The organism is Neolewinella aurantiaca, from assembly GCF_008014675.1.
Classification (GTDB): Bacteria; Bacteroidota; Bacteroidia; order Chitinophagales; family Saprospiraceae; genus Neolewinella; species Neolewinella aurantiaca.
Window position 1 is genome coordinate 53,656 of record NZ_VOXD01000022.1, and the last position, 23,434, is coordinate 77,089.

General features: G+C 51.9%; 13 protein-coding genes. 1 reads left to right on the forward strand and 12 read right to left on the reverse strand.

Annotated features, from left to right (window positions below; all coding sequences use genetic code 11):
- Window positions 1-321: 321 nt before the first annotated feature.
- The 12 genes from FUA23_RS14470 to FUA23_RS14525 form a co-directional block, all read right to left on the reverse strand.
- Window positions 322-1,722 (reverse strand): UDP-N-acetylglucosamine--peptide N-acetylglucosaminyltransferase SPINDLY family protein, encoded by a 1,401-nt coding sequence (locus FUA23_RS14470; RefSeq protein WP_147931468.1) that lies wholly within the window; start codon window positions 1,720-1,722, stop codon window positions 322-324.
- Between the two features lie 10 nt (window positions 1,723-1,732).
- A complete protein-coding gene (locus FUA23_RS14475; protein WP_147931469.1) occupies window positions 1,733-3,112 on the reverse strand; it encodes a hypothetical protein in 1,380 nt (459 codons plus the stop codon).
- Complete coding sequence (locus FUA23_RS14480) at window positions 3,093-3,887, reverse strand: type III pantothenate kinase (RefSeq protein ID WP_147931470.1); 795 nt, start codon at window positions 3,885-3,887, stop codon at window positions 3,093-3,095. Before FUA23_RS14480 ends, FUA23_RS14475 begins: the two co-directional genes overlap by 20 nt.
- A 68-nt stretch (window positions 3,888-3,955) precedes the next feature.
- Window positions 3,956-5,482, reverse strand: coding sequence for a bifunctional phosphoribosylaminoimidazolecarboxamide formyltransferase/IMP cyclohydrolase (purH, locus tag FUA23_RS14485; protein ID WP_147931471.1), 1,527 nt, complete (start codon window positions 5,480-5,482; stop codon window positions 3,956-3,958).
- A gap of 115 nt (window positions 5,483-5,597) precedes the next feature.
- Window positions 5,598-6,500, reverse strand: coding sequence for a hypothetical protein (locus FUA23_RS14490; protein ID WP_147931472.1), 903 nt, complete (start codon window positions 6,498-6,500; stop codon window positions 5,598-5,600).
- Between the two features lie 101 nt (window positions 6,501-6,601).
- A complete protein-coding gene (locus FUA23_RS14495) occupies window positions 6,602-8,233 on the reverse strand; it encodes an ABC-F family ATP-binding cassette domain-containing protein (protein WP_147931473.1) in 1,632 nt (543 codons plus the stop codon).
- 292 nt (window positions 8,234-8,525) lie between these two features.
- A complete protein-coding gene (locus tag FUA23_RS14500; RefSeq protein ID WP_187271059.1) occupies window positions 8,526-14,108 on the reverse strand; it encodes an SdrD B-like domain-containing protein in 5,583 nt (1,860 codons plus the stop codon).
- 842 nt (window positions 14,109-14,950) lie between these two features.
- Window positions 14,951-16,078: a cytochrome-c peroxidase gene (locus FUA23_RS14505; RefSeq protein ID WP_147931475.1), complete on the reverse strand. Its 1,128-nt coding sequence runs from the start codon at window positions 16,076-16,078 to the stop codon at window positions 14,951-14,953.
- Between the two features lie 14 nt (window positions 16,079-16,092).
- Entirely contained in the window at window positions 16,093-17,187 is a 1,095-nt protein-coding gene (locus tag FUA23_RS14510) for a cytochrome-c peroxidase (RefSeq protein WP_147931476.1), read from the reverse strand.
- Between the two features lie 10 nt (window positions 17,188-17,197).
- Window positions 17,198-17,956, reverse strand: a complete 759-nt coding sequence (locus FUA23_RS14515) for an MbnP family protein (protein WP_147931477.1) — start codon at window positions 17,954-17,956, stop codon at window positions 17,198-17,200.
- A gap of 137 nt (window positions 17,957-18,093) precedes the next feature.
- Window positions 18,094-18,549 carry a DUF2141 domain-containing protein gene (locus FUA23_RS14520; RefSeq protein ID WP_147931478.1) on the reverse strand — a complete coding sequence of 152 codons (456 nt, stop codon included), beginning with the start codon at window positions 18,547-18,549 and terminating at the stop codon, window positions 18,094-18,096.
- A gap of 176 nt (window positions 18,550-18,725) precedes the next feature.
- Window positions 18,726-20,252 (reverse strand): trypsin-like peptidase domain-containing protein, encoded by a 1,527-nt coding sequence (locus FUA23_RS14525; RefSeq protein WP_147931479.1) that lies wholly within the window; start codon window positions 20,250-20,252, stop codon window positions 18,726-18,728.
- A 245-nt stretch (window positions 20,253-20,497) separates the two neighbouring features.
- On the opposite strand from FUA23_RS14525, the gene FUA23_RS14530 reads away from it, so the two are divergent.
- The gene (locus FUA23_RS14530; protein WP_147931480.1) at window positions 20,498-23,398 is read left to right on the forward strand and encodes a M1 family metallopeptidase; all 2,901 of its coding nucleotides are present in this window, start codon (window positions 20,498-20,500) and stop codon (window positions 23,396-23,398) included.
- Window positions 23,399-23,434: the final 36 nt, after the last annotated feature.

A 23,434-nucleotide genomic window follows, 5' to 3' on the forward strand; every position in this document is an offset into this window, starting at 1 on the left:
TAAAGCTACTAAGAGAAATCGCTTTCACAAAGCCCAGGAAGAATTTTATGATTTTTTCCTTTCTGAGGAGCGAACACGGCTTTACCTAAAGTATTCAATTTCTTTGCGTTAGCGCACCAGGGCCGGCATTTCCAAACTTTGCTCATCCACACATTTTTGCACCTGCGCTCCCGCCTGATGATTGTTGGTGTCCGAATAGCCCTGATTGGTCACCACAGAACAGAGGTAAGCTTCTGTAAACAGGAACGGCCCGCCAGGAAATATTTCCCGGCGGGCCGTTTCATCGGCACACTGTAAAACAGAGACCTATATATATAAGGTCTAGAAACGCAGAGTAACGGTTTCGCCGATACCACAGCCTACCTTGATACGATCACCCTCACTGTCTCCACGCTGGAACGCTTCAGACTTGATAGGCATAGAACTACGGTAGTTAGCAATCCGGCGGTTAGCGTCGCCGCTCACCTCGCTGTCCACACGCTTAGCCTGGTTGTACTTGTCGATCGCAGCGAGAACGGCAAGGCGCTGCTGGTAAGAATCACCACAGCTACTACCGAGGCGGGCGTAGATGTCACCAATCATGAGGTATGGCTTACCCCAGCCCGGATTGAGCTGAGCAGCTTTGTTTGCATTCTGGCGGGCAGCGCCATACTGGCGCAGTTTGCTGGACTGAACAGAAGCGATCTGGTAGTAGGCCTGAGCTTTCTTTTCGTCGCTGTCTGCGCTTTCGATAGCGTCCTCGTAACGCTTGATTGCTCCTGCGTAGTCGCCTTCGTCCATCAGGATGCTGGCGTCATACAGTGGATTCATCTGGCGGCGCTTTTCTTCCTGCTCCCCTTTGAGGGTTGCGTAGATTGCATCGTACTTGGCCTGAACGCGCTGTACGTCGGCATCAGTTTCCGGACAGCCCTGATCTTTGAGCTTGGAGAGGATGTATTTCACTACTTCGTAGTCCTCCTGGTTTTCCTCAAATTTAGGGATGAGCGTTTCTTTGAAGTAAGCACAGTCGAAGATCTGATCGGCAAACTCAAGAACGCTGGCGTCCAGGTTCGCTTTTCCTGCTTCCCAGTACTGAGCGTAGGCATCACCTTTGTCGATGTTCACATCCGCGATTTTGGTTGCCATATCGTAGAGCTTGCGGACACGCTTATTGTCGATCTTCTCCGTTTTGAAGTAGTAATTGAGCTGCTGACCCAGTGGCGCAAGGACGATGTACTCAGTATCGTTACCGCCAGCCTCCATAGCTTCCTCAAAGAGGTCGATTCCTTCCATACTGTAGCCCTGCAGGTAGAACATATCATATGCCTTGCGTCCTAGTAAGAAAGCCTTGTTGTTAGGGTAGCACTCGAGCTCTTCGTCGTAGAAGGAAATAACGCGGTCGTTGTATTCCTTCTTCTTGGCGTCATCCGTTGCATTCTTGGCCATAGCGCGGTAGAATTCGCGACCGTCGATGTAATGGAAAGGACGCTGACCGTCAGCTGCCGGCGCAATACCGTATGCCGTTTGCCAGTCTTTGAAGGCAGCATTGAACTCCTCCTCGCTGAGGGTGGTAAAATCTTGAGCGTCTTTAACGAAATTACGGTAAGACACGTGAGCGTTTTCCGCCGTTTCCTTGTCAGGCGAATCGTTCCAGGTAGCACACTGAGCGTTGAGGCTCATGCTTGCACTGACCACAAGAAGCAGAGCGAAGGCCCGGCTGGCGAAGCGAATGAAAGTATTCATGTTGGTTTTTTTAGTTGAGTTTGCGTTTGAAGAACCAGGAGTTATCGTTAAGAGAGAAACCCAGTGTAAATTGTATGTAGTTTTCGTCCAAAATATCAGGAACGCCAAATTTACCAATTTCCAACGCAAGATCCACAAACGAGATTTGCTGACGTGGAAGACGGAAAGGCAGTCCTAAACCGATTGTAGCAGCATTCCGGCGTGCTTGCACACCATCTACAGACCGGCCGTCCTCTTCGAGCCGAAGCCCGGCGCGGTACCTGATCCGTTGTGTAAATTTGTTGTAGGAGTTGGCATTCGGTATATACTGGATGCCAAAAGCAAAACGATTGGCGTCCAACAATGTCTCCGGCGAAGAAGTATTAAGGTATTCGCTGTTAGAAGTACTACCGTATTCTACTCCGACATAAATCTTGTTGATCTTCTCGTAGGCCAGACCTACGGTGTAAGACGTTGGCAGTTTCAGTGTTCCTTCCTGGCTCGTTGCGGAGTTCAGCGTATCCTGTACCGCCAACTGTCCGGTGGGACTAAAGCGACGGAACAACAAACTTGCGTCAGTGCGTATCTCATTACCGATGCTTCCGTTAACACCAATAATGATTCGTTTACCATTGGGCCGCATCTCACCGTTCTTATCCAGGTCTTTGAAGTTGTATGCATACTGCAGACCGTAACCGAGGCTGAATCCTTTTATAGCTACATCCTCAACAAACTCACTGGCGAGCGCTTCCTCAATATCATTGAAGGTGACAACGCGACTGTTGGTTATTTTGCCGAAATTGTAGTTCACGTTCAGTCCGCCCGACAGGTATTTGTAACGAAGTGCCGTAGACCAGGAGAAACGATAAGTACCTCCCGTACCTTTCAGTGTATTGGAAGTTTCTCCGAAATCAGGATCGTCGTCATCAATCTGGAGGTCGTACCCCACGTCAGAAGTCGGGATAAGCGAGAACGCCATACCACCATTCCAGATGTTTTGCTGCCGTGCAAGGTTGAGGCTGATGGGGTTCCGCAACGGGAAACCGAGTGAGATATAGCGCAGGTTACCCTGCCAGGTATTCACCGATGAGTTCCGATCAGAAAGATTTGCAGAGCGGCCGTACCCTCCTACCTCAAAGCTGGTTGATTGCAAACTGGCAAGGGTGGCGGGGTTCTGAATGTTGAGGTGAAAAGCATCCTGATATGTACTCATAAGACCTCCCATTCCTGCCTGAGCAGCATAGAACTGGTCCACGGGGTTACCCAATCCGAATCGGCTTAGCGGGCTGTTCAGCTTGGGTCGAATATCGGAAGCGTTCGACACCTGGCTTTGAGCCACATTGCTAAAGCCTCCACACAAGAGCAGAAGCAGCAACGGGAGCAGACTTGATTTACGATTGGTGTTGAACATAATATGACAGTATTTGATTAAGCCCGTGCAGGACCAGATTGGGGTAAATAACATTAGGAATGCTAAGCAAGCCAGCCAACAGCGCCGCATCTCCTCCAGTCAGGATCAACTCCAGATCGGGGAAAGTTTCGCGTAGTCTGAGGAAAAGACCTTCTATCTCGTAAGCTGCACCGAACTGTCCTCCGTGAAGGAGTGCCTTTTCGGTAGAACGGCCCACTTCGCCGGAGAGGCTTCCCGGCTCAACGAGAGGCAGTCTCGCGGTGAAATCATGCATCGATCTCAGCCGCATCCGAACTCCCGGGCTTATGTTTCCTCCGTAGTACACGGCATCGCCATCAATCAGATCGAGGGTAATACAGGTACCGGCGTCGACGATAAGCCGGGCGGGCAGATGTTCAGCAGGCGCGGCCGCAGGTGCAGAGGAAGTTGGAAGCGAAAGGCTTCCTGCCACCGCTGCGATACGGTCCTGACCCAACGTTGCCGGCGTCTCGTATAACGAGGTGAACGGCAGCGGCAGCTCAGGTTTCAGGGCCAGTGTAAACCGACCCGCCTGATTCCATTTATCCATCCACTTAGCAGGTGGCACGTTTGCCACCGTGGAATAGATGATGTTTTTAACCCCAAGGTTGGTTACCATCCGGTCCGCTACTTCCCATTCCTGGTCCGTAAAGCGGGTAACCGGCCCGGTCAGAAACCCATCGAGGAACACTCCGGCCTTGACCGAAGTATTTCCAATATCAATGGCTAGCTGATGATCCGATGTGGTGCCCATCATTGGTAAAGTCGCCCATAAGACGCACGACGGGGTGGTCGCGGTTCTTAAGCAGGCGTTAAAAATTTGGTTTAATGCTTAAAATGACGAATTCCCGTCGTCACCATGGCCATGCCTCTTGCATTGCATGCGGCGATGGAATCTTTGTCCCGAATAGAACCTCCCGGCTGTACGACCGCGGTAATACCCGCATCATGGGCGATTTCGACACAATCGCTGAATGGGAAAAAGGCGTCAGATGCCATCACGGCACCTTTCGTACTGAAACCAAAGGTTTCAGCTTTCTGAATCGCCTGTTTCAGCGCGTCTACCCTACTCGTCTGACCGCAGCCCATCGAAATCATCTGGTTATCTTTAACCAAAGCGATGGTATTGGACTTAAGGTGCTTGGCGCACTTATTGGCAAAGACGAGATCGGTCACCTCTTCCGTTGTTGGCTCGCGGTCCGTCACAACTGTGAAATCGGCAGCGCCCTCGGTCTTGAGATCCGTATCCTGTACGACTACGCCGTTGAGCAGAGTTTTGAAACTCTTCGTCTGCTGATCAAGGTGATGGAACTGAAGCAAGATGCGCTTGCTCTTTTTGCTGAGCAACTCACGGGCAGAATCGGTAAAGTCCGGAGCGATCAACACTTCGTAAAAGAGTTTATCGATTTCCTGGGCAGTTCCCAGTTCAACGGATTTATTGGTAATCAGGATCCCACCAAAGGCCGAGACGTTATCGGACGAAAGTGCTGTTTGCCAAGCCTCCAGTTGGGTGGGCCGCACAGCAACGCCGCAGGCGTTGGTATGCTTTAAAATAATGAATGCGGGGTCCCCACTCTGGAATTCCCGCATCATCCCTACAGCCGCGTCGATGTCAACGAGGTTATTGTAGCTTACGTCCTTACCATTCAGCTTGGTGAACATTCCGTCCATCCGGCCGAAGAAGGTGGCCTCCTGGTGAGGGTTTTCACCGTAACGCAATGGCGTTGCGTTCATTTGGCTGATCTTCAGGGCAGGCAGGCCTCCATCCTCGTTGAAGTAGTTGAAAATAGCCGTGTCGTAGTGGCTGCTCGTTGCGAAAGCACGACGTGCCAACTGCCGGCGATCAGTCAACTCGGTAACACCTCCCTTTTCGTCCAGAATGTGCTGAAGAGTTGCGTAATCTTCCCGGCTGGGAACAATCACTACGTCTTTGTAATTTTTCGCTGCAGCACGAATCAGGGCAATTCCTCCAATATCGATTTTCTCGATAATGAGTTCCTCTTCCTCTGTATTCGCAACCGTCTCCTCGAAGGGGTACAGGTCAACGATAATCAGGTCAATTTCGGGAATATCGTATTTAGCCAGCTGGCTAAGATGGTCCTCCTCACGGCGGGCCAGGATGCCACCGTGTACCTTGGGGTGAAGGGTTTTTACCCGGCCGTCCAGAATGGATGGGTATCCGGTCAGGTCTTCTACTGGTACGACTTTGATGCCCCGGTCACGGATAAAAGTTTCCGTTCCACCGGTGCTGTAAATAGTCACTCCCAGATTATTCAAAGTATCCACGATCGGGCCAAGGCCGTCCTTATGGTATACGGAGATCAGTGCTGATTTAATTTTCCTCTCGGTCATGTAGCCTTGCGGTTTTGAAGGCGCAAAGTTAGTCAAATAGTCACGTAGTCTGGCAGCGAAATAACAGGACTCCTTTACAGAGGCGAATCAAGGGTGTTTTCAGCCCGTATTTCCATCAGGAAACACCGAGTACCCAGCCCTCATGACGAAGTACTTTCTTACGTTTTTTCTTGCTCAGGTCCTGAGGTCCGGCAAGCCATGACTCCAGGCTATCCGTTTTCTGTTCATCCTGTAACCATTGAACATAAGCCCTCACCTGCGCACGGTCAGGAATTGTATGTTTCCCCTTTAGCGGAATCATACTGGGGTACACTTCTGCATGCACAACACAGGCACCCTTAGGCATCGCTTTCCCGAAGCGGGTCTGGAAGGGCCAGATGACGCTTTTCGACTTCAGGGACTTATTTTTGAAGGCCAGCCGGTAAAGCCGGGGTATTCCCAGAAGGGCCTGACTACCAACGCTTCCGGCGTAAGCCAATTTCCACCCTGGCTGCATCTTCGGAACCCGTTCTTCGACCAATCTGCGCTCTTCCAGTACGCTCCGCTTGTTCACAACAGGGTAACTGAAATCACGTTTAGCGCCCAAAAAAATGCCACTCTGTCCGGTAGGAACACCCCAAAAGGGTCCGCTGCCCAGGCTAATGCGCCTGTTTAATTCAGCACCCACCGCGAACCGGTTATTATCATTATCAGATTTGTCGATTATTAATTTCTCCAGTAATTTCCAGATGCCCTTCCACGGGCGTTTTTTACTAATGCGTAGCGCCGGCCCCAGGCCTTTAGGATATCCAAATACGAAATCCCACCCCACGAGTACGCGTTTCTTGTTTTTGACAAGTCTGACGAGCTTTTTCTCGATATAATCAACAGCAGCATCCCTGGTCCTGAAGTACCGTGACGTGACCCTTCCCTGGTTCTTTCCTTCTCCTACCCAGATGGCATCTTTGGTAGGCTTAACGGGGCTCGGTTTTGCACGAGAACTCCAATCAACAATAATAAAATAATCAAATGGTTGCAATTACTATTTCTTTGCTGCGAAAGTAGCCTGCATTAAGCCAATGTAAAGAAAAAGTAATGTTAAGTTTAAGTGTCTAAACACTCAGTCCGAATGATCCGGTGCTAAGCAGTAGCCTTGTAAAGCGCTTCTTTCTTAGCAGCGATCTCTTTGGAAGTAAGATAATCATCGTATTCCAGCAAGCTGTCAATCATTCCGCCGGGGGCGATTTCGATGATGCGATTACAGGAGGTTTCTACCAACTGGTGGTCATGAGAACTCATGATGAAGTTGCCCTTGAAGTCCTTCAGAGCATTGTTCATAGCCGTGATCGATTCAAGGTCAAGGTGATTCGTCGGCTCGTCCAGCAGTAGAAAGTTGGGGCTGTTCAGCATCATCTTCGAGAGCATACACCGGACTTTTTCTCCTCCTGAAAGGACGCTTGAGTCTTTATGTACTTCCTCTCCGGCAAAGAGCATTCTTCCGAGGAATCCACGGATGAACTGTTCGTCTTTGTTCGCAGAGTACTGCCGCAGCCATTCCACGAGATCCAGTTTATTTCCTTCCTGGAAATACTCCGCATTTTCGTTCGGCAGGTGCTGTACGGTGATTGTCTGTCCCCATTCGATGGAACCAGAGTCAGGCTCCAGTTCTCCGGCAAGAATTTCGTAGAAAGCGGTGAGAGCTGTTGCTTCATTGCTAAGCAGCGCAATCTTGTCTCCGCTGTTCATCGTAAAGCTGATGTCGCTAAAGAGCACGGTACCGTCCGGGCTTTTCTTGCTCAGGCCGGCAACCTTCAAAATCTGATCTCCGGGCATCCGCTCGGGCTGAAAAGCGATGAAGGGGTATTTACGCGAACTTGGCTGAATCGTTTCGATGTCAAGCTTTTCCAGCGCTTTTTTCCGGCTCGTTGCCTGCTTGGATTTGGATGCATTGGCGCTGAATCGCTGGATAAACTCCAGCATTTCAGTCCGCTTTTGCTCCATTTTTTTGTTCTTGTTTGCACGTTGCTGCAGCGCCAGCTGGCTCGATTCGTACCAGAAAGTATAGTTACCGGTGTAGATATTGGCTTTCTGGCGGTCGATGTCGACAATGTGCGTACAGACCATATCCAAAAAGTAACGGTCGTGACTAACAATGATGATTGTGTTCTCGAAATCGGCGAGGAAGTCAGCCAACCAGTGCACCGTTGGTGCGTCCAGGTCGTTCGTAGGCTCATCGAGCAGAAGCAGATCGGGGTTCCCGAAAAGTGCCTGAGCGAGCAGTACTTTCACCTTCTCCGGCCCGGAGAGCTCTTCCATCAGTTTGTAGTGCACATCCTCTTTGATACCCATATTAGAGAGGAGTTCGGCGGCATCGGAGTCTGCGGTCCACCCTCCCATTTCGCCGTACTTGTTTTCCAGCTCGGCGGCACGCATTCCCTCGGCCTCAGTAGCTTCGGGGTTCATGTAAATGGCGTTCTTTTCCTGCTCGATTGCGTAGAGAACTTCGTGGCCCATTTTCACGGTTTCCAGCACGGTGTGCTCCTCGAAACCAAAGTGATTCTGACTCAGAACAGCCATACGTTTGCCCTTCTCCAGGCTGACGTGCCCCCGGGTAGGGTCCAGTTCACCGGCCACCACCTTCAGGAAGGTAGATTTCCCGGCGCCATTTGCCCCAATAATGCCGTAGCAATTACCGTGAGTAAACTGCAGGTTCACCTCATTAAAGAGGACACGTTTACCGAATTGTACCGTTAGGTCATTGACGTTCAACATAAGTTCAGAGCTTTTAGAAGCCGCAAAATTACGGCTTTTTATACTGCCAAAAAAAGGCATTCCTACATTGCCTTTTTCAGGCGGGGTCGCAGGTGCAGTGAAAGTTCCTTCCGGGGCCCTTCCTCTCCTGCGCGATGAGTGGCTTTAAACCGGTTATTGCATCCCGCGTTTGCGCCATAAAAAATGCCCCGACTTTTACAAGTCGGGGCATCATCTGTTAAGGCTGCCCGAAGTAACTGTGCCCGTGCGTGGTTAAAACCAGGACCAGTTTCCTTCGAGCCCAATCAGGGAATTACTCAATAATCACCCGGTGCGTTTCGGTTTGATTTCCAACGGAAACCCGGAGGAAGTACACGCCTGCAGCCTGGTACTCGGTCGGGAGGTTAATTACTCCAGTACCTACCGGCAGGAAGATCCGCGGAGCGACAAGGTTGCCCCGTACATCAAACAACTGGACACTTGCGTCTCCTTCGTTTGCTGCTTCATCGGTCATTTCCACGTGGATCATGCCGTTGCTCGCGGGGTTAGGGAATACCCGGCCCAGAGCATTGGACACTCCGGCCAGTTGCATCTCTACCACATTAGAAACCATGTCGCCATACTGTGCATCGATCATCCGGACGCGGTAGAACGTACGGCCAGCCAGCGGGCTCACGTCCTCCTGGCGGAACATTGCCATATCGTTACCGGACACAAAAACCGGAGAGGTCACGTTCGCAACACCTTCGAAGTTCTGTCCGTCCGTAGAGCGTTCGAGCATGAAGCTGTAGTCTGATCCGTCGTAAGGCACCTGCCATTCGATGGTCACTTCACGCGAAACGAGGTTGTTGACCGAACCATTAGCAGTCAGGTTTCCGCCACAACGATTCGGATTGTTCAGAACAGCAATATTGCGGGTATGGGTACTGGTACAGCCGTTGGCCGTTACAGTAAGCGTTACGCTGAAGGAACCGAAAGTGGCCCAGCTCGTAGTAGCCAGCGGTCCGGTGGTGCTTTCCACCTCTGAAGAACCAGTGAAGTTCCAGGAGATCGATGCTCCGTTACCGGGGTTTACAGCCTGGAAGATCGCTTCTTCACCGACACAGATCGAAGTTGGACCGCTGATGTCGGCCACCGCGTCGTCTCCAACTTCGATGGTGATAACGTTAGACTCGATGTACTGACAGTTGTTGCGGCGCACACAACGTGTGAAATAGGTGGTTTGAGAAACGGCTCCAGGCGCATAATTCGGGCTGTTGGTGTTCGGAATAGGCTGCCAGAAGCTGATATCCTGGTTCGGGTCATTCGTATTGAACATCCAGAGGTACTCAATCGCACCTTCTCCTCCGGTAGCCGGAGCGATTTCGACAAACGGATCAGGAACGTTACCCGGTCCACAGATCTCCTGGCTGAAGCCGATGGTTCCCGGATTAACGATATTGGCAACACAGGGGTTGATGAAACCAGCGTCGATGGTGAAGTCCATCTCATCGGGTCCAACGGTGTAGAATCCTGTCATCAACATAGCGGGGTCCATATCGCTGTCAGTAGCATCGTTGCCAGAGTTAACGGTAGTCGGCACAAAGTCCTCCGGAGCATCGAAGGTCATTTTGTACGTTCCTGGTGGTACCGAGAACATATACATCCCCGTTTCATCGGTGAAGGCCATATCCATGTACGTTCCGTCCTGGCTGGTAACAGTAACCTTGACGCCTTCGATCCCGGGTTCTCCTGGGTCTTGCTGGCCGTTGCCGTTGGTGTCTTGCCATACGAAGTCTCCAAGTTTCGCATTACAGTCTTCTGTAAGCAGGAACCGTAGTTCTTCATCAGCGATACAAAGGTCCATATTGTCGGGGACGAAGCTCGCCGTGATGGTGTTTTCGCCCACTGGCAGGTTTGCCGGATCGATTTCAAGCACTGTCTCTCCGTTAACGGTGAATATCACATCACCTGGCAGTGGTTGGTTATTGATGAGACCAAAGCCATCAAGCAGGAAAGGAAGATCAAAACGGCAAATAGACGCAGGTGGCTCTTCTACGTAACGGACCACGGGGTAGAAACACTGGTTAGCGATTTCAAGGCTGTAGACTCCGTTAGAAATCACGGAGACATACTGGAAACTATCTACAAGCAGGAACTCAAAGGCGTAAACAGCCATATCGCCATCCATCGAAACCTGAGGAATCACGGTACCAACCGGTACCGGGTTTGGTGCGGCAGGAGGATCATCGCTATCCAGGAAATACATATTGGAGTTAGACAGGATCGTCCAGGTCTGGCCTGGGTTAGAGCGAATCTCAAGAATTTCCGTGAACTGGCCATCGAAGTCAGTAGTATTGTTATTCAGACAGTTACACGGGTCAGCGATTACACCTCCGGGAGTAGCGAAGAATCCGGCATCAACGGTCATGTTGAATTCCCCGGGAGCGAGGGTGTAAGTATCAGTCATCCCGTTCATATCAGGATCACCATCACTATCGGTTGTATCGTCACCGCTATTGGAAAGCGTACGTGTGCCTCCCGGTGGTTCGATGAACAGGATAGAGTAAGTTCCTGGCTCGAGGCCCATGAACGAATAGTTTCCGTTGGCATCCGTGCGGGTGGAATCGATAATCACACCAGCAGCATTTTTGAGGTATACCGGGTAATCCTCAATGCCCGGCTCGCCGGGATCCTGCTGGCCGTTGGCGTTGTAGTCTTCCCAAACGAAGTCACCGATGCCGGCAAGTGCGCGCAGGGTGGCAATACACTCTGTGGTACAGCCGGCAAAATCAGTAACAGTAACCGAGTAAGTACCCGCAGAGAGGTTGCTGATGGTTGGGGTCGTTTCGTTGTTGCTCCAGGCATAGGTAAAGGGAGCAGTTCCTCCATCGACAGCAACAGACAACTGGCCGTTGTTACCATTTGTAGCTTCCTGGTCAATAGTTATTTCGCAGGTGAGCTGGGGCAGTTCGTCGAGAACGATACCAGCCGTTACGTCAGTACAACCGTTGGCATCCGTCACCGTAACGGTGTAGGCCCCCGCAGGAATGTTATCGATCATGTTACCAGTATCACCATTGCTCCAGAGGTAAGAGTAGGGCCCTGTTCCCCCGGCGGGGAATACTGTGATCGCACCTGAGTTGGTACCGCCACAAACGATGTCCGGAGCAGTTACTGAAAGGTTGATTTCATCGGGCTCGGTAACCGTGAAAGAAGCAACCGAAGTACACTCATTGGCATCGGTTACTGAAACGGTGTAAGTGTCGGCTGGTACGTTGGTGAGGTCTTGTGTAAGCGCACCATTGCTCCAGGTATAAGCATACGTACCAGAACCTCCGGACACCGTGATGTCGATGTTGCCGGTACTGGTATCATTACAGTCTGCATTTTCAACGTTACCGGTAATTTCAATCTGCGCTACCGTGTTTACGGTCCAGATTTGAACGAGCGTACAGCTGTTCGCGTCGGTAATTGTCACGGTGTAATTACCGGCTGTAAGCCCGGTAATATCTTCGGTTGTTGCGCCGGTGCTCCACACGAAAGAGTAAGGAGGCGTTCCGCGCTCGGCAGTGAGGTTAATGGCGCCAGTAGCACCTCCGTCGCAAGCAACAGGGGTGATCTGAGTGAAGCCATTCAGGGCGAGTGGCTCGCTGACGGTGACGGATAGTGACTCGGTACAACCGTTAGCATCAGTAGCCGTAACGCTGTACGTTCCAGCGGCCAGACCATTCCGGTCTTCAAGGGTACTGCCGTCGCTCCATGCAAATTGGTACGGTGCGGTACCTCCGGAAACAGTGACGGCGATCGCGCCGCTGTTGTCTCCGGCACAATCAAGGTTTGAAGGTGTAGCGGTCAGTGACAAATCAGCAGGCTGCGTGATGGTGAAAGACGCTGTTTCCTGACACTCGTTTGCGTCCGTAACGGTTACTGTATAAGTTCCGGCTCCGATGTTACTGAGGTCTTCAGAGTTGCTGCCGTTGCTCCAGTTTACGATGTAAGCGGGCGAACCACCGAGAACTGTGAGGTCGATCGAGCCGTCATTTTCACCAAAACAGGTCACGTTAGAGGCGATTCCGGAAAGGTCAATGGCGGTTGGCTCGGTAATGGTGTAGCTTTCCACGAGGGTACATTCGTTTGCGTCTGTCACCGTAACGGTGTAAACTCCGGCAGAAAGATTGTTAAGAATACGCGTCGTTGATCCGTTGCTCCAAGCGTAAGAGTAAGCAGGTGTACCGCCGGAAACTGCCAGTTCGATACTTCCCGATGCGTCACCTTCACAGGATACGTTAGTGATAAATTCATTGATATCAAGAACGGCAGGCTCATTGATCTGAACTGTGATGTTATCGGTACATCCGTTAATATCGGTAACCGTGAGGCCGTAAGTGCCTGCAGAGAGGTTCGTCCGGTCTTCGGCGGTCGAGCCGTCATTCCACAAGTAGGAATAAGCCGGCGTTCCTCCGGTAACCGTTACATCGATGGTTCCGTTGTTATCGCCGTTGCAGACGATGTTAGTTGGGGTAACAGAGATATTCAGTGCGGGCGGAGCACCTACCTGAATATTACCGGAAACTTTACAGTTGTTGGCTTCGGTAACAGTAACTCCGTAGACACCCGGAGTGAGACCAGTAATGGTCTGAGTAGTTTGTCCGTTACTCCACTGGTACAAATACGGCATATCACCTCCGGTAGCAACAACTGTTGCTGTTCCGTCAGCAGCATCAATACAAGTGGTAGCGGTACTGTTCAGGCTCAATGAAAGATTAATAAGGCGTACAGTTGCGGTCGCCGTCGCCGTACAACCATTCACATCGGTTGCAGTAACGGTGTAATCACCTGGGGTAACATTGTTGATGGTAGGACTGGTAGCCCCTGTATTCCACAGGTAAGTGTATTGGCTTGCAGGCCCCGAAACGGGAGATGCCGTAAGCGATCCGGTGGTTCCTGCTCCACAGAGGAGCATGTCACCGGTTATTACTACATCTACCTCAGGAGATTCAGTGATGACGTAAGTATCGACCAGCGTACATTCGTTGGCATCAGTAACGGTGACTCCGTAAGTGCCGGCCCCGAGTGGCCCGATGCCCTGCCCGGTCTGGCCACCAGGTGACCAAACGTAAGAGTAAGGAGGAGTTCCTCCCTGAGGAGCAATGCGAATAAAGGCATCTGCTTCGCCGGGGCACACAGTATTGTCTCCGAAGATGTTACCGGTGATTGGGTCCGGTTCGTCAATGACTGCGTTTGCGGTAGCGGTACAACCTCTGGCATCAGTAAGGGTTACGCGGTAAACACCCGGAGCGAGACCAGTGATAGTGCGTGTATTGGCCCCTGTGGTCCAGGAGTAAGAATAAGGCGCTACACCACCAGAAGGGTTAGCGGTGATGGCTCCGTCGTCTGAACCATCACACTGAGCATCGACGTCGACGAGGGTAACCGCAGGAGGGTTTTCGTCGACCGTAGTACAGGCAACGTATCCACATAGATTGGCATCGACTACGGTTACACAGTAATCGCCGGCGGGGACACTTACAGCACGGGTGTCCGCTCCTGTAGACCAGTTGTAGGTGTAAGGAACTACCCCACCCTGAGGCTCCGCAGCAATCACAAATGGAGCAGAACATTCCCCTGCTTCAGAAATTACGGCAGTGACCCGGGTAGGCTCGGACAGAGTGACCGCTCCCGCCCCCGAAAGGCCGTTGATGTCAGTGACGGTGACGCTGTACGGACCGGCATTAAGATTAGTGATGGTAGCGGTAGCGCCTCCGTTGCTCCACTGATAGGTAAACGGCGCAGTGCCATTACTTACCGCTGCAGTAGCTGACCCATTGGCGAGTCCGAAACAGGAGATGTCTTCTCCGGTCACGGTTACGTTGAGTTGAGCAAATGCAGAAGAGGACAAAAAGACTAACGCCAATAACAGGGCGCTTCGAAAGCCCCTGTAATAAAATTGTAGATGTGTTGACATAATGGAATTATGATTTAAAGCTAAATTGGGATAAATGATAACGTACGACTTGAAGGTCGTCGGATTAAATCGGTCTGGGCCGGAAAGGCCGGCATTAAATATACGAATTCCCCGGTTCCCGGCTCAAAAACACCGCTCTCCCGGGAAACCCGCTTCTTTCGTAAATAGTCCTCTTAGCTCTTTTTCCAGATCTTCCGGAAAGATTTCAGTTGGCAAGATAAGCATTAGCCTGCTTTGTAGACAAATAGTTAGTTGCCCTGGGTATTTATAAACGTATAAAAAAAGAAAGGGTCACATTCAGCTTTTAACTGAACATGACCCTTTTGACAAATCGTAATCTCATGAAAATATTGCGAAAAAAGAGGGCTTAAGCCCTGAATCTCTATGGTTGTGGTCAAAAACGAGGGGAGAAAACTTAGGGTAGTAAGTCGGCCGTTCCATTTGTCCGGGCCGACTTACTACCTTCGGCGAATCTCTGTGTAATTCCAAATACCGAAGCGTTCTTCGGTCTTTGCTTTCGTTTGACAATACAATTATCGGGGACGATCGTGCCGAAAAAAAAGACAGATTAAACTTATTGTGAATAATTTTCAACAAGAAAAAACCTTCAATGCCTTGAAAAGCAACTACTTAGATCAAATTTTAGTGAACTACAATAATCATCACAGTAAATGATCGGCCGAAGAAAAAATTTGCTTTAGCCCGATTTTTTTTCAAAAACAGGGAATTTTAACAAAAAAACCTTCGCTGCACCTGCGTCAGCGCCCAATTGAACGTCTGTTGCTTTTCGATCAGAAAGGATTGGAATAGCGTTCGTCGGAGATTAATGTCTCATCGGTGAGGCTGCGTAAAAACGCCAACAGAGCGACCTTCTCGCGTTCGCTCAACGGGAAGCCGGTGATATTAGGATCTTCATTCTCCACCCCGTGGCCTCCGGAAGCGTAATGGTCAAGAACTTCTTCAAGGGTATTGAAACGTCCGTCGTGCATATACGGGGCCGTCAAAGCAATGTTCCTGAGGGTCGGCGTACGGAACTTGCCATTGTCGAAACGGCTTCCGGTTACTTCTCCCCTGCCCAGGTCAATGAAATCATCGAGACTGGCGACATCGTCAAGGCCGTTGTTCTTGAACTTATTGTCTCCGAACGAAGGCTTGTTGTGGCAATGTCCGCACCCAGGATGAAGAACTCCCGCAGGAACGTCCTCCACAAAAAACAGGCTGTCGGCTCCAAGCTGCTCTTCTTCCGTAAGAAACTCCGTGTTTTTGTAAAAGAAGCGATCAAAATGGCTGTCCGCAGAAATAATGGTTCGCTCGAACTGGGCGATTGCCTTAATGGCGAGCTCCTGGCTGATCTGATCAGTATGGTCGATACCGAACGCTGCCCGAAAACGCTCAGGGTAGTCGTTGTGTTCCCTCAGTCTTTCAAGCACCCGCTCCCAGTCTTCGTCCATTTCCAGCATATCTTCGACCGGGTGAATAGCCTGCTCCCACAGTTGCTCCGAACTACCGTCCCAGTTAAATCCATTCGAATTGAACGCCAGATTTACAATCGACATAGCACTGCGGCGCCCGTTTTCGCCCCTAACGCCCTGAGACAGCGCCCGGCCATCAGTGAAGGCTTTCTCCTGAATGTGGCAGTCGGCACACGCAAATGAGCTGTCCCTGCCCATTATTTTGTCATAGAACAAACGGCGGCCCAGCGCAATCCCCTCTACTGTCATCGGGTTATCTTCGTCGAGTACGGGGCGTGGCATGTAGTCGGGCACTTCCAGGGTAAAATCGGTTGGTTCGGAGGGGCCTGTCACTTCACGTCCTTCGGTATCCGGTGGGCACTCGGGGCACACCACGGGCTCATCCGGCTCGCAGCTTGCTGCGACGAAGAGGGTAAACAACACGGACAGGAGGAGGGAACGTTTCATGTTTCGGCTAATTACTACTGGCGATAATCCGGATTGTTAACAAACGAACTGTCCGTTAGGGTGTGTAAAAAAGCGACCAATGCTTCGGCCTGGTCGTTTGAGAGACCAAGTTCGAAGATATTGGCGTTCCGGTTTTCGGCGTAATGGCCTCCGGAATTATAGTGCGCTACGACATCGTACAGGTTTTCAAAACGCCCGTCGTGCATGTACGGTGCCGTAAGGGCTACGTTACGTAAACCGGGAGTGCGGAAAGTTCCGTTATCGTAAACAGAGCCCGTTACCAAGGCCCGGCCGATGTCTTTGAAATCTTCTAAGGAATCTGCTTCATCGAGACCATTGTTGAAGAACTTCTGGTTGGTGAAATGAGGCGGGATGTGGCAATGCGCGCATTCTCCCGTTGGCAGGCCATGAAATTCCGGATCAGGCTCATCCGCCAGGTCAAAAAAAATAGCATGTCCCAGTCTTTCAGTTTCCGTGTAAACTGCTTCGCCCCGTTCTACCTTGTCGTACTTAGAATCGGACGAGATGAGTGAACGTTGAAACTGTGCGAGCGCCTTCCCGACGTGGTCCGGGCTTAGCTCACGGTCATCTGAGAGACCGAACGCCCGCCGGAAGGCGGGCATGTAATCAGGGTGCCTCCTGAGTTTACTAATCAACAGCGGCCAGTCTCCCCCCATTTCGTTGGGGTCAGCCACGGGATGTAGCGCCTGGCTTTCCAGATCGTCCGCCCTTCCGTCCCAAAACAACGTTTTGTGGAGGTAACCGATGTTAACCAGGCCGGGCGAGTTTCTCTTCCCGGTTCTCCCTCCGATGCCCTTGCTCACCTTTCGGCCATCGGTAAAAGCGAGTTCGGGGAGATGGCAGGTACTGCAACTGATGGTGCTATCCGCCGAAAGAATGGGGTCGTAGAACAATCTTTTTCCGAGTGCCAATCCTTCTCTCGTGGTTGGGTTATCCGGAGGGTAGATGATTTTGGCAAACTTTTCAGGCTCCGGAATCAGCTGGGTTACAGGCGGCGAAGGCTGGCACGAAGCGACGCACAACACCAGAGCAAAACACCAACTGTTGTACAATATTCGCCTGACCACAAAAACGGAGCTCGAGGACATAAACTTCCGTTTACTGAATCAAAAGCTCGAACTGCCCGGCCAGCCGTTCCCATATTTCGGTTGCAACCGCCTGGTTTCCTCCGTGAACGCGCTGTTTTTCTGGGTCTGCGATATCAAAAGTATCCATGCCATCGCTGAGGGCCTTCAGCACGTCAGAGGTCACGATCAATTGTGGGTCATTATCACCGTCGAGCGTAAAGGAGCCCGTAAAAGTAACTATGCTGTACAAAGCGTCGCTCCCCATATGGTAAGAAAGCCCGGTATCAAAGGTTCCGTCGTTCTCGAGATCGGCGTTTGCTTCGATTTTGGCGAAGACGTAGCGGGCCGTTGAGTTCCAGAACTCGTTCTCGTTCAGTGGGTCGTCAGCCGCAAAGTTGTTTGGGTCCAGAGCATTCAGCTCTGGCTTAACACCGAGGCCGAAACGCAGGCCGATGTAATCTCCGGCTGGTACATCGTAGGTACGTTCTTCAATGTTGTCGGCAGTTGCATCATCATAGCGGATCAGTTCAATTTCCGACAATTCCACTTCGCTGCTATCGGCAGCGATCAGGGTAAGGTCCGACACGTAGTACTGAAACAGCGTTGCTTTGAGTTCAGCTCCGGTAGGATACGCGTAGGTCGCGCTCTGGATGGCAAGGTCGGTGTCATCGTACTCAGCACGGAATTGAATAGTTGTGGCGATGTCTCCTGTCTGTACCGGATCATCATCGTCCTGGCAGGCGGCAAAGAAGAGCAGGGCAAAAAGGGCTATAAGGCTTAAATATTTCATTGGTTTGATTTTTATGGTGCGAGGACGCAGGTGCAAAACAGGTTGAAGGAGCAGTTCTCTCCGCAGCTATACCCGTAAGACACCATACATCAAGCACTTCCCCTACCTGATGTAGTTTGCATCTTACCCTTAGTGCCTCAAAACCAAGTCCTGAGGCGCAGCATTTGCTCCGGCGCGCCTTCCTCAAAACGGAAACTCACCTCTTCAAAGCGGGGCATCCGGAACCGGCTTTTCAGTTTCCCGCTGAAGGCCCAGGGCTCCGCCGGAAGACCCAAAAAATTGGTATCGAACTCTCCGTTGTCGTTCTCGTCGTGGAAAAGACCGAGGGCATACTCTTTACCAACGATCATTTCCGGGATTTCAATGAATTTATCACCGGTTTTGCTGACCTTGACTGCGACCAGCCGTGCCTTCTCCCGGTCCAGAAAATCATCTTCAGAAGAGTAAACCCCTACCCAAATGGTGCCACCTGCATGTTTTATGTTGTTGACCGAAAACCGCAGCGTGCCCGTCACCGTATCCGGCGGCGTATTCGCAGCCGGCAGCGATAAGGCCACCAAGGCCAGCAGTATAACCAGAAAGGTATGTTTCATAGTATTGTATACGAACAAATGCAGCTCTGGGATGTGCCGGACGTGCCGTTTTTATGTCATATAAAGACAATGCCCCGGCAAAACCGAAACAATACGTCCGGGTAAAAAGACAGCCCTCCGCTAAAGAGCGGAGGGCTGGTACAATATTCTCACTTAGCTTTATTGAGGAAAAAATCTTATTTAACGATGCCGTACTTCATCGTACGATCCGGGGAATCGGGGTAAATCCCCTCCAGAGAAACCGTGCCGTTGGAGCCGTCAATCATTTTCTGGAAACCGGACACCGAACTTACCTGGCGGCCGTTGACTTTGGTGATGATAAAGCCGGGCCGAATGCGCGTTTGTTCGGAGATGATACCGCTGCGGATATCAGCTACGGTAACACCACTTTTCAGGTCGAGTTTACTTGCCGTTCCTTCATCGAGCTCCACAAATTCGGCACCGAGTTTGGAGATTGACTCCGGTTCTGGCTCGGGGCGGATGATGCCGGTATCTCCGTTAGCGTTACGCAGTCTTGCCGTAGCCGTTTTCTGCTTTCCGTTGCGTTCAAATTCGATATTAACCACGTCTCCCGGGCGGTGACGGCCCAGTTGCTCCAGCAGTTCGGAGTTACGAAGGGTTGTAACACCGTCTACTCCCGTGATCACATCTCCGTTCATCAGGCCGGCTTCTTCGGCGGCGCTCCCTTCGGTTACTTCAGAGACGTAGACGCCGTTGTCACGGTCGATTCCTTTCTCTTGGGCAAACGCAGTATTGAGCTCCATGATACGGGCACCGAGTAAGCCTCGTTGCACGATGCCGAACTCACGCAGATCCTGAACTACTTTCTTTACAATAGCGGACGGAACGGCAAAGCTGTAGCCGGCAAACACACCCGTAGGGCTGCTGATTGCGGTATTGATGCCTACCAGGTCTCCGTTGATATCAACCAAAGCACCACCGGAGTTTCCGGGGTTTACGACAGCATCGGTTTGAATGAAAGACTCGATTGCCATCTCGCCACCGCTGCGGCGGACAATATCGATGCTGCGGCCCTTGGCGGAAACGATACCCGCCGTAACGGTACTCGTCAGGCTGAAGGGGTTGCCAACGGCAACCACCCATTCACCGATTTTCAGCTTGTCGCTGTCAGCGAACTGAACGGTAGGCAGGTTGACAGCATCAATCTTGATGAGCGCAATATCGGTGGTTGGGTCAACGCCGATTACTTCGGCGTCGTAAGTTTTCTGGTCGTTGAGAACGACCTCGAGGGTTTCAGCACCATCGACTACGTGGTTGTTGGTAGCAATGTAACCATCGGGGCTGATGATTACGCCAGACCCTGATCCTTGCTGAAGGGGAGCGGGGCTTCCTCCCTGGCCTCCTCCCTCAGGAATGCCGAAAAGATCGCGGAAAGCATCGGGGAGACGGTCGGGGTCAATACCCTGAGCTCCACGACTTCCAAAACCGGGGGCTTGTTTAGAAGCTTTGATATGAACCACAGCGGGCAATGCCTTATCCGCAGCGGTAGCGAAACCGGCGGTAGGCGCCGGATTTACGTTAACGGTATTGCTTGGTGCGGCGAAGTTAGTCATACTAGATGCTGGCGGAGCCTGAACTTCGACGTACCGGGTGTCCTGGTTGAGCCCCAGGTACTGCGCGCCGCCAAGGGCGGCAAATCCGCCGACAACGGCGGCCAGAATAATGAGAAGGAAATTTTTCATTTGATGATGCACTTTTAGAGCTTGTTAAGATAACGGTTCAGCTGTTTATAAAACGTATGTAGTAGACCTCCCAACAGCCAATTTGGTTGGCTGATTCAACCTTCATTAACTTTTATTAACTGAGACAAGCGGCTCTCTCCGGATTTATGTTGGTGCCCGAAGCGGATTCCCCTTGCTCCTCCGGCAATCAGAGGTGGAAGAAAACCAAGTAGCGAATCCCTATTTTACGCCTTCAATTTCCAGCTATGCGCCTTACCGCCTTTCTCACCCTGCTCTTTACCCTGCTTTTCACCTGCGGCCGCGCCCAAGATGCTTCCTTCCAACAGAAGGCTGATTTTATTATCGACGCGAAACTCGATGATGAACGGCACGAACTGCACGCCCACCTGAAACTCACGTACACCAATAATTCTCCCGATTCGATTTCCGTCATTCCGTTTCATTTCTGGCCAAAAGCATACAGCTCCGACGAGACAGAATTTGCTCAACAACAACTCCGTAACGGAAAAACCGACTTCCACTTTTCTGAGCAACGCCAGCGCGGAACACTCGACAGCCTGAAATTTGTGGTAAACGGTACAGCCGCCGAACATAAGTTCCGCCGAGACGCTCCCGACGTTGCCGATGTTTTGCTGCCCGGAGCTATTCCCCCCGGTGGTAGTGCCGTAATCGAAACCCCTTTCCGGGTGAAAATCCCCGCCAGTTTTTCCCGCCTCGGTCACGTAGGCCAATCATACCAGATTACCCAGTGGTACCCGAAGCCTGCCGTATATGACAAAAACGGCTGGCACCCTATGCCCTACCTCGATCAGGGAGAATTTTACAGTGAATTCGGCAACTTCACCCTTCACCTCACGCTTCCCGAAAATTACGTCGTTGGTGCAACCGGGGTGCTGCAAAACCCCGACGAACGCAACTGGCTCCTGAAAAAAGCGGAAGCAGACCGGGTGCACCTGAACATTAGCAAAGCGGCAGGAGAACTGAGCGATGGCTTTGTCCGGGAAACTTTCCCGACTTCTTCGGAACGAACAAAAACACTTACCTGGCAAGCCGAGCAGGTACACGATTTCGCCTGGTTTGCGGATAAGCGCTTCCGGGTTTTGCACGACACGCTACAACTGGCAGAAAGAGAGGATGCCATTCACGTCTGGTCCATGTTCACGGCCACCGAGGCCGGCTTATGGGTAAAATCCACGGATTACATTAAGCGTGCCACCCGCTTTTACTCCGAACAGGTAGGCACGTACCCCTATCCGCAGGTGACCGGCGTACAGTCGGCGCTCAGCGCCGGCGGCGGCATGGAATATCCGATGATTACCGTTATCGGGCGTAGCGGGAGTGCTGCGGGGCTCGACCGGGTGCTGGCGCACGAAATTGGACACAACTGGTTTTACGGCATCCTCGCCAGCAACGAACGCGCCCACCCCTGGATGGACGAAGGGCTGAACTCTTTTTACGAGCACCGGTACATGGCGAAGTTCTGGCCCGACCGCCCTGCTGGCATCGAGTTGGCCAACCTGCAAATTGACTACGACCGACTGGGGTACCACTACCTCGCCCGCCAGGGAAAAGACCAGGCTCCGGACACCCGGTCGGACAGTCTGAGTCAGTACAACTACTGGCTGCAGGCCTACAGCAAACCCGCTCTTGCGCTTAAGGAGTTGGAGGCCCACGCAGGCACCGAAGCGTTCGACCGCGCGATGCGGGCTTATTATGCAGACTGGAAGTTCCGTCATCCCCAGCCGGACGATTTTTTCAGCACCATCAACGAAAGCCTCGGGCTGGAAACCGAACCCTGGTTCCGCGAAGCCTTCACTACTACTAAAACCTCGAACTGGAACCGGGGCGCAGCACCCGGCTTCGTTGCCTACCATAAAGGAGACCGGATGGTTCCACAACCCGAAGGAGAAAAAAGCAATGCCCTCGATCTTTACCCCAAAGGAGGAATGTCTCAGGGAAGAAAGTTCTCGTTGGGCGTTCTCACCAATCAGGAGAACCCGAACAAGCGTCAGATTTTTGCGTCCCCTATCGCGGCATTCAACGAGCACGACGGGCCGATGATCGGGGCAACCCTGCACAACCGGACGCTGGAACCACGACGCCTGGAATGGATGCTCGCGCCGCTGTACGGCTTTGAGAGTAAAACGCTGAATGGCTTTGCCGGTATCCGCCTGCGCGTGCCGCGCAGCAGTGGCGGAATTGAACAGAGCACCCTGAGTGCTGGAGTACAACGCTTCAGCGATTTCACATTACGCCGGACCGATACACCTTACTCATACTTCCGGTACGCCCTGAAGGCGGAAACGACCTTTAGGCATGCCCCGATTACTGAAACCGAAAGCAAGCTGAATTTCCGGATGGTGCTACTGCAAAAGGACCGTCCTGAGTTTTCAGCCACCGGCGAGATTGCAGGGAAAGACGCCGAAGGAGAGTATTTCTGGCGGCTCGGCTACAGCCGCGCTAAAACGAGGGAGATCACCCCCATTGCCTTTAGCCTCAACCTGGAAGCGAAGGTTGTTGATGAGGCAACGCCCTTCCGGGCGGGTCACCTTAAGCTGGAGGGCATCGTAAACGGCGGCTACCAATACGAGCAAGAGCGGTTTCTCCGCTACCGGCTCTTCGGGGGTGTCTTCCTGGCCAATGAACTGCGCGAAAGCGCAGTACGCAGTAACTCCGGCTTTTCGTTGGTCGACAATGCCTTCAGCGACTACCGTTACGATGACCTTTACCTGGGCCGTAACCTTGATGGCATTTATGGCCAGCAACTCGAACAGCGGCAGGGAGGATTTCGGGCGCCCATCAGTTCTGCCTTCGCTTTCGGCACAAGCAATAGTTACATGACCGCCATAAATATCGATGCCGACCTTCCTGCTTTCCCCGCATACCTCCCGTTCGGTTTGTTCCTCGATGCCGGTTACTACGGTTTTAAAAGCCTCAGTGCTGATCCCCTCAGCGGCGAATTCAGCTGGGTTGGCGGAGTTTCGCTCAGCGCGATGAAGGGACGGATAGGAGTATTTGCCCCTTTGATTGCAGACCCCGACACTAAAATGCTGCTGGAACAGCAGGGAGACCTGATCAACAGGCTTACGTTCAGGCTTAGTCTTTCCGGCTGGATGCCGTGGCGCTGGGTTGACGACCTGTTCTGAACGGGCCCCAAAGCCGTGCACAAGTTGATTGTCAGC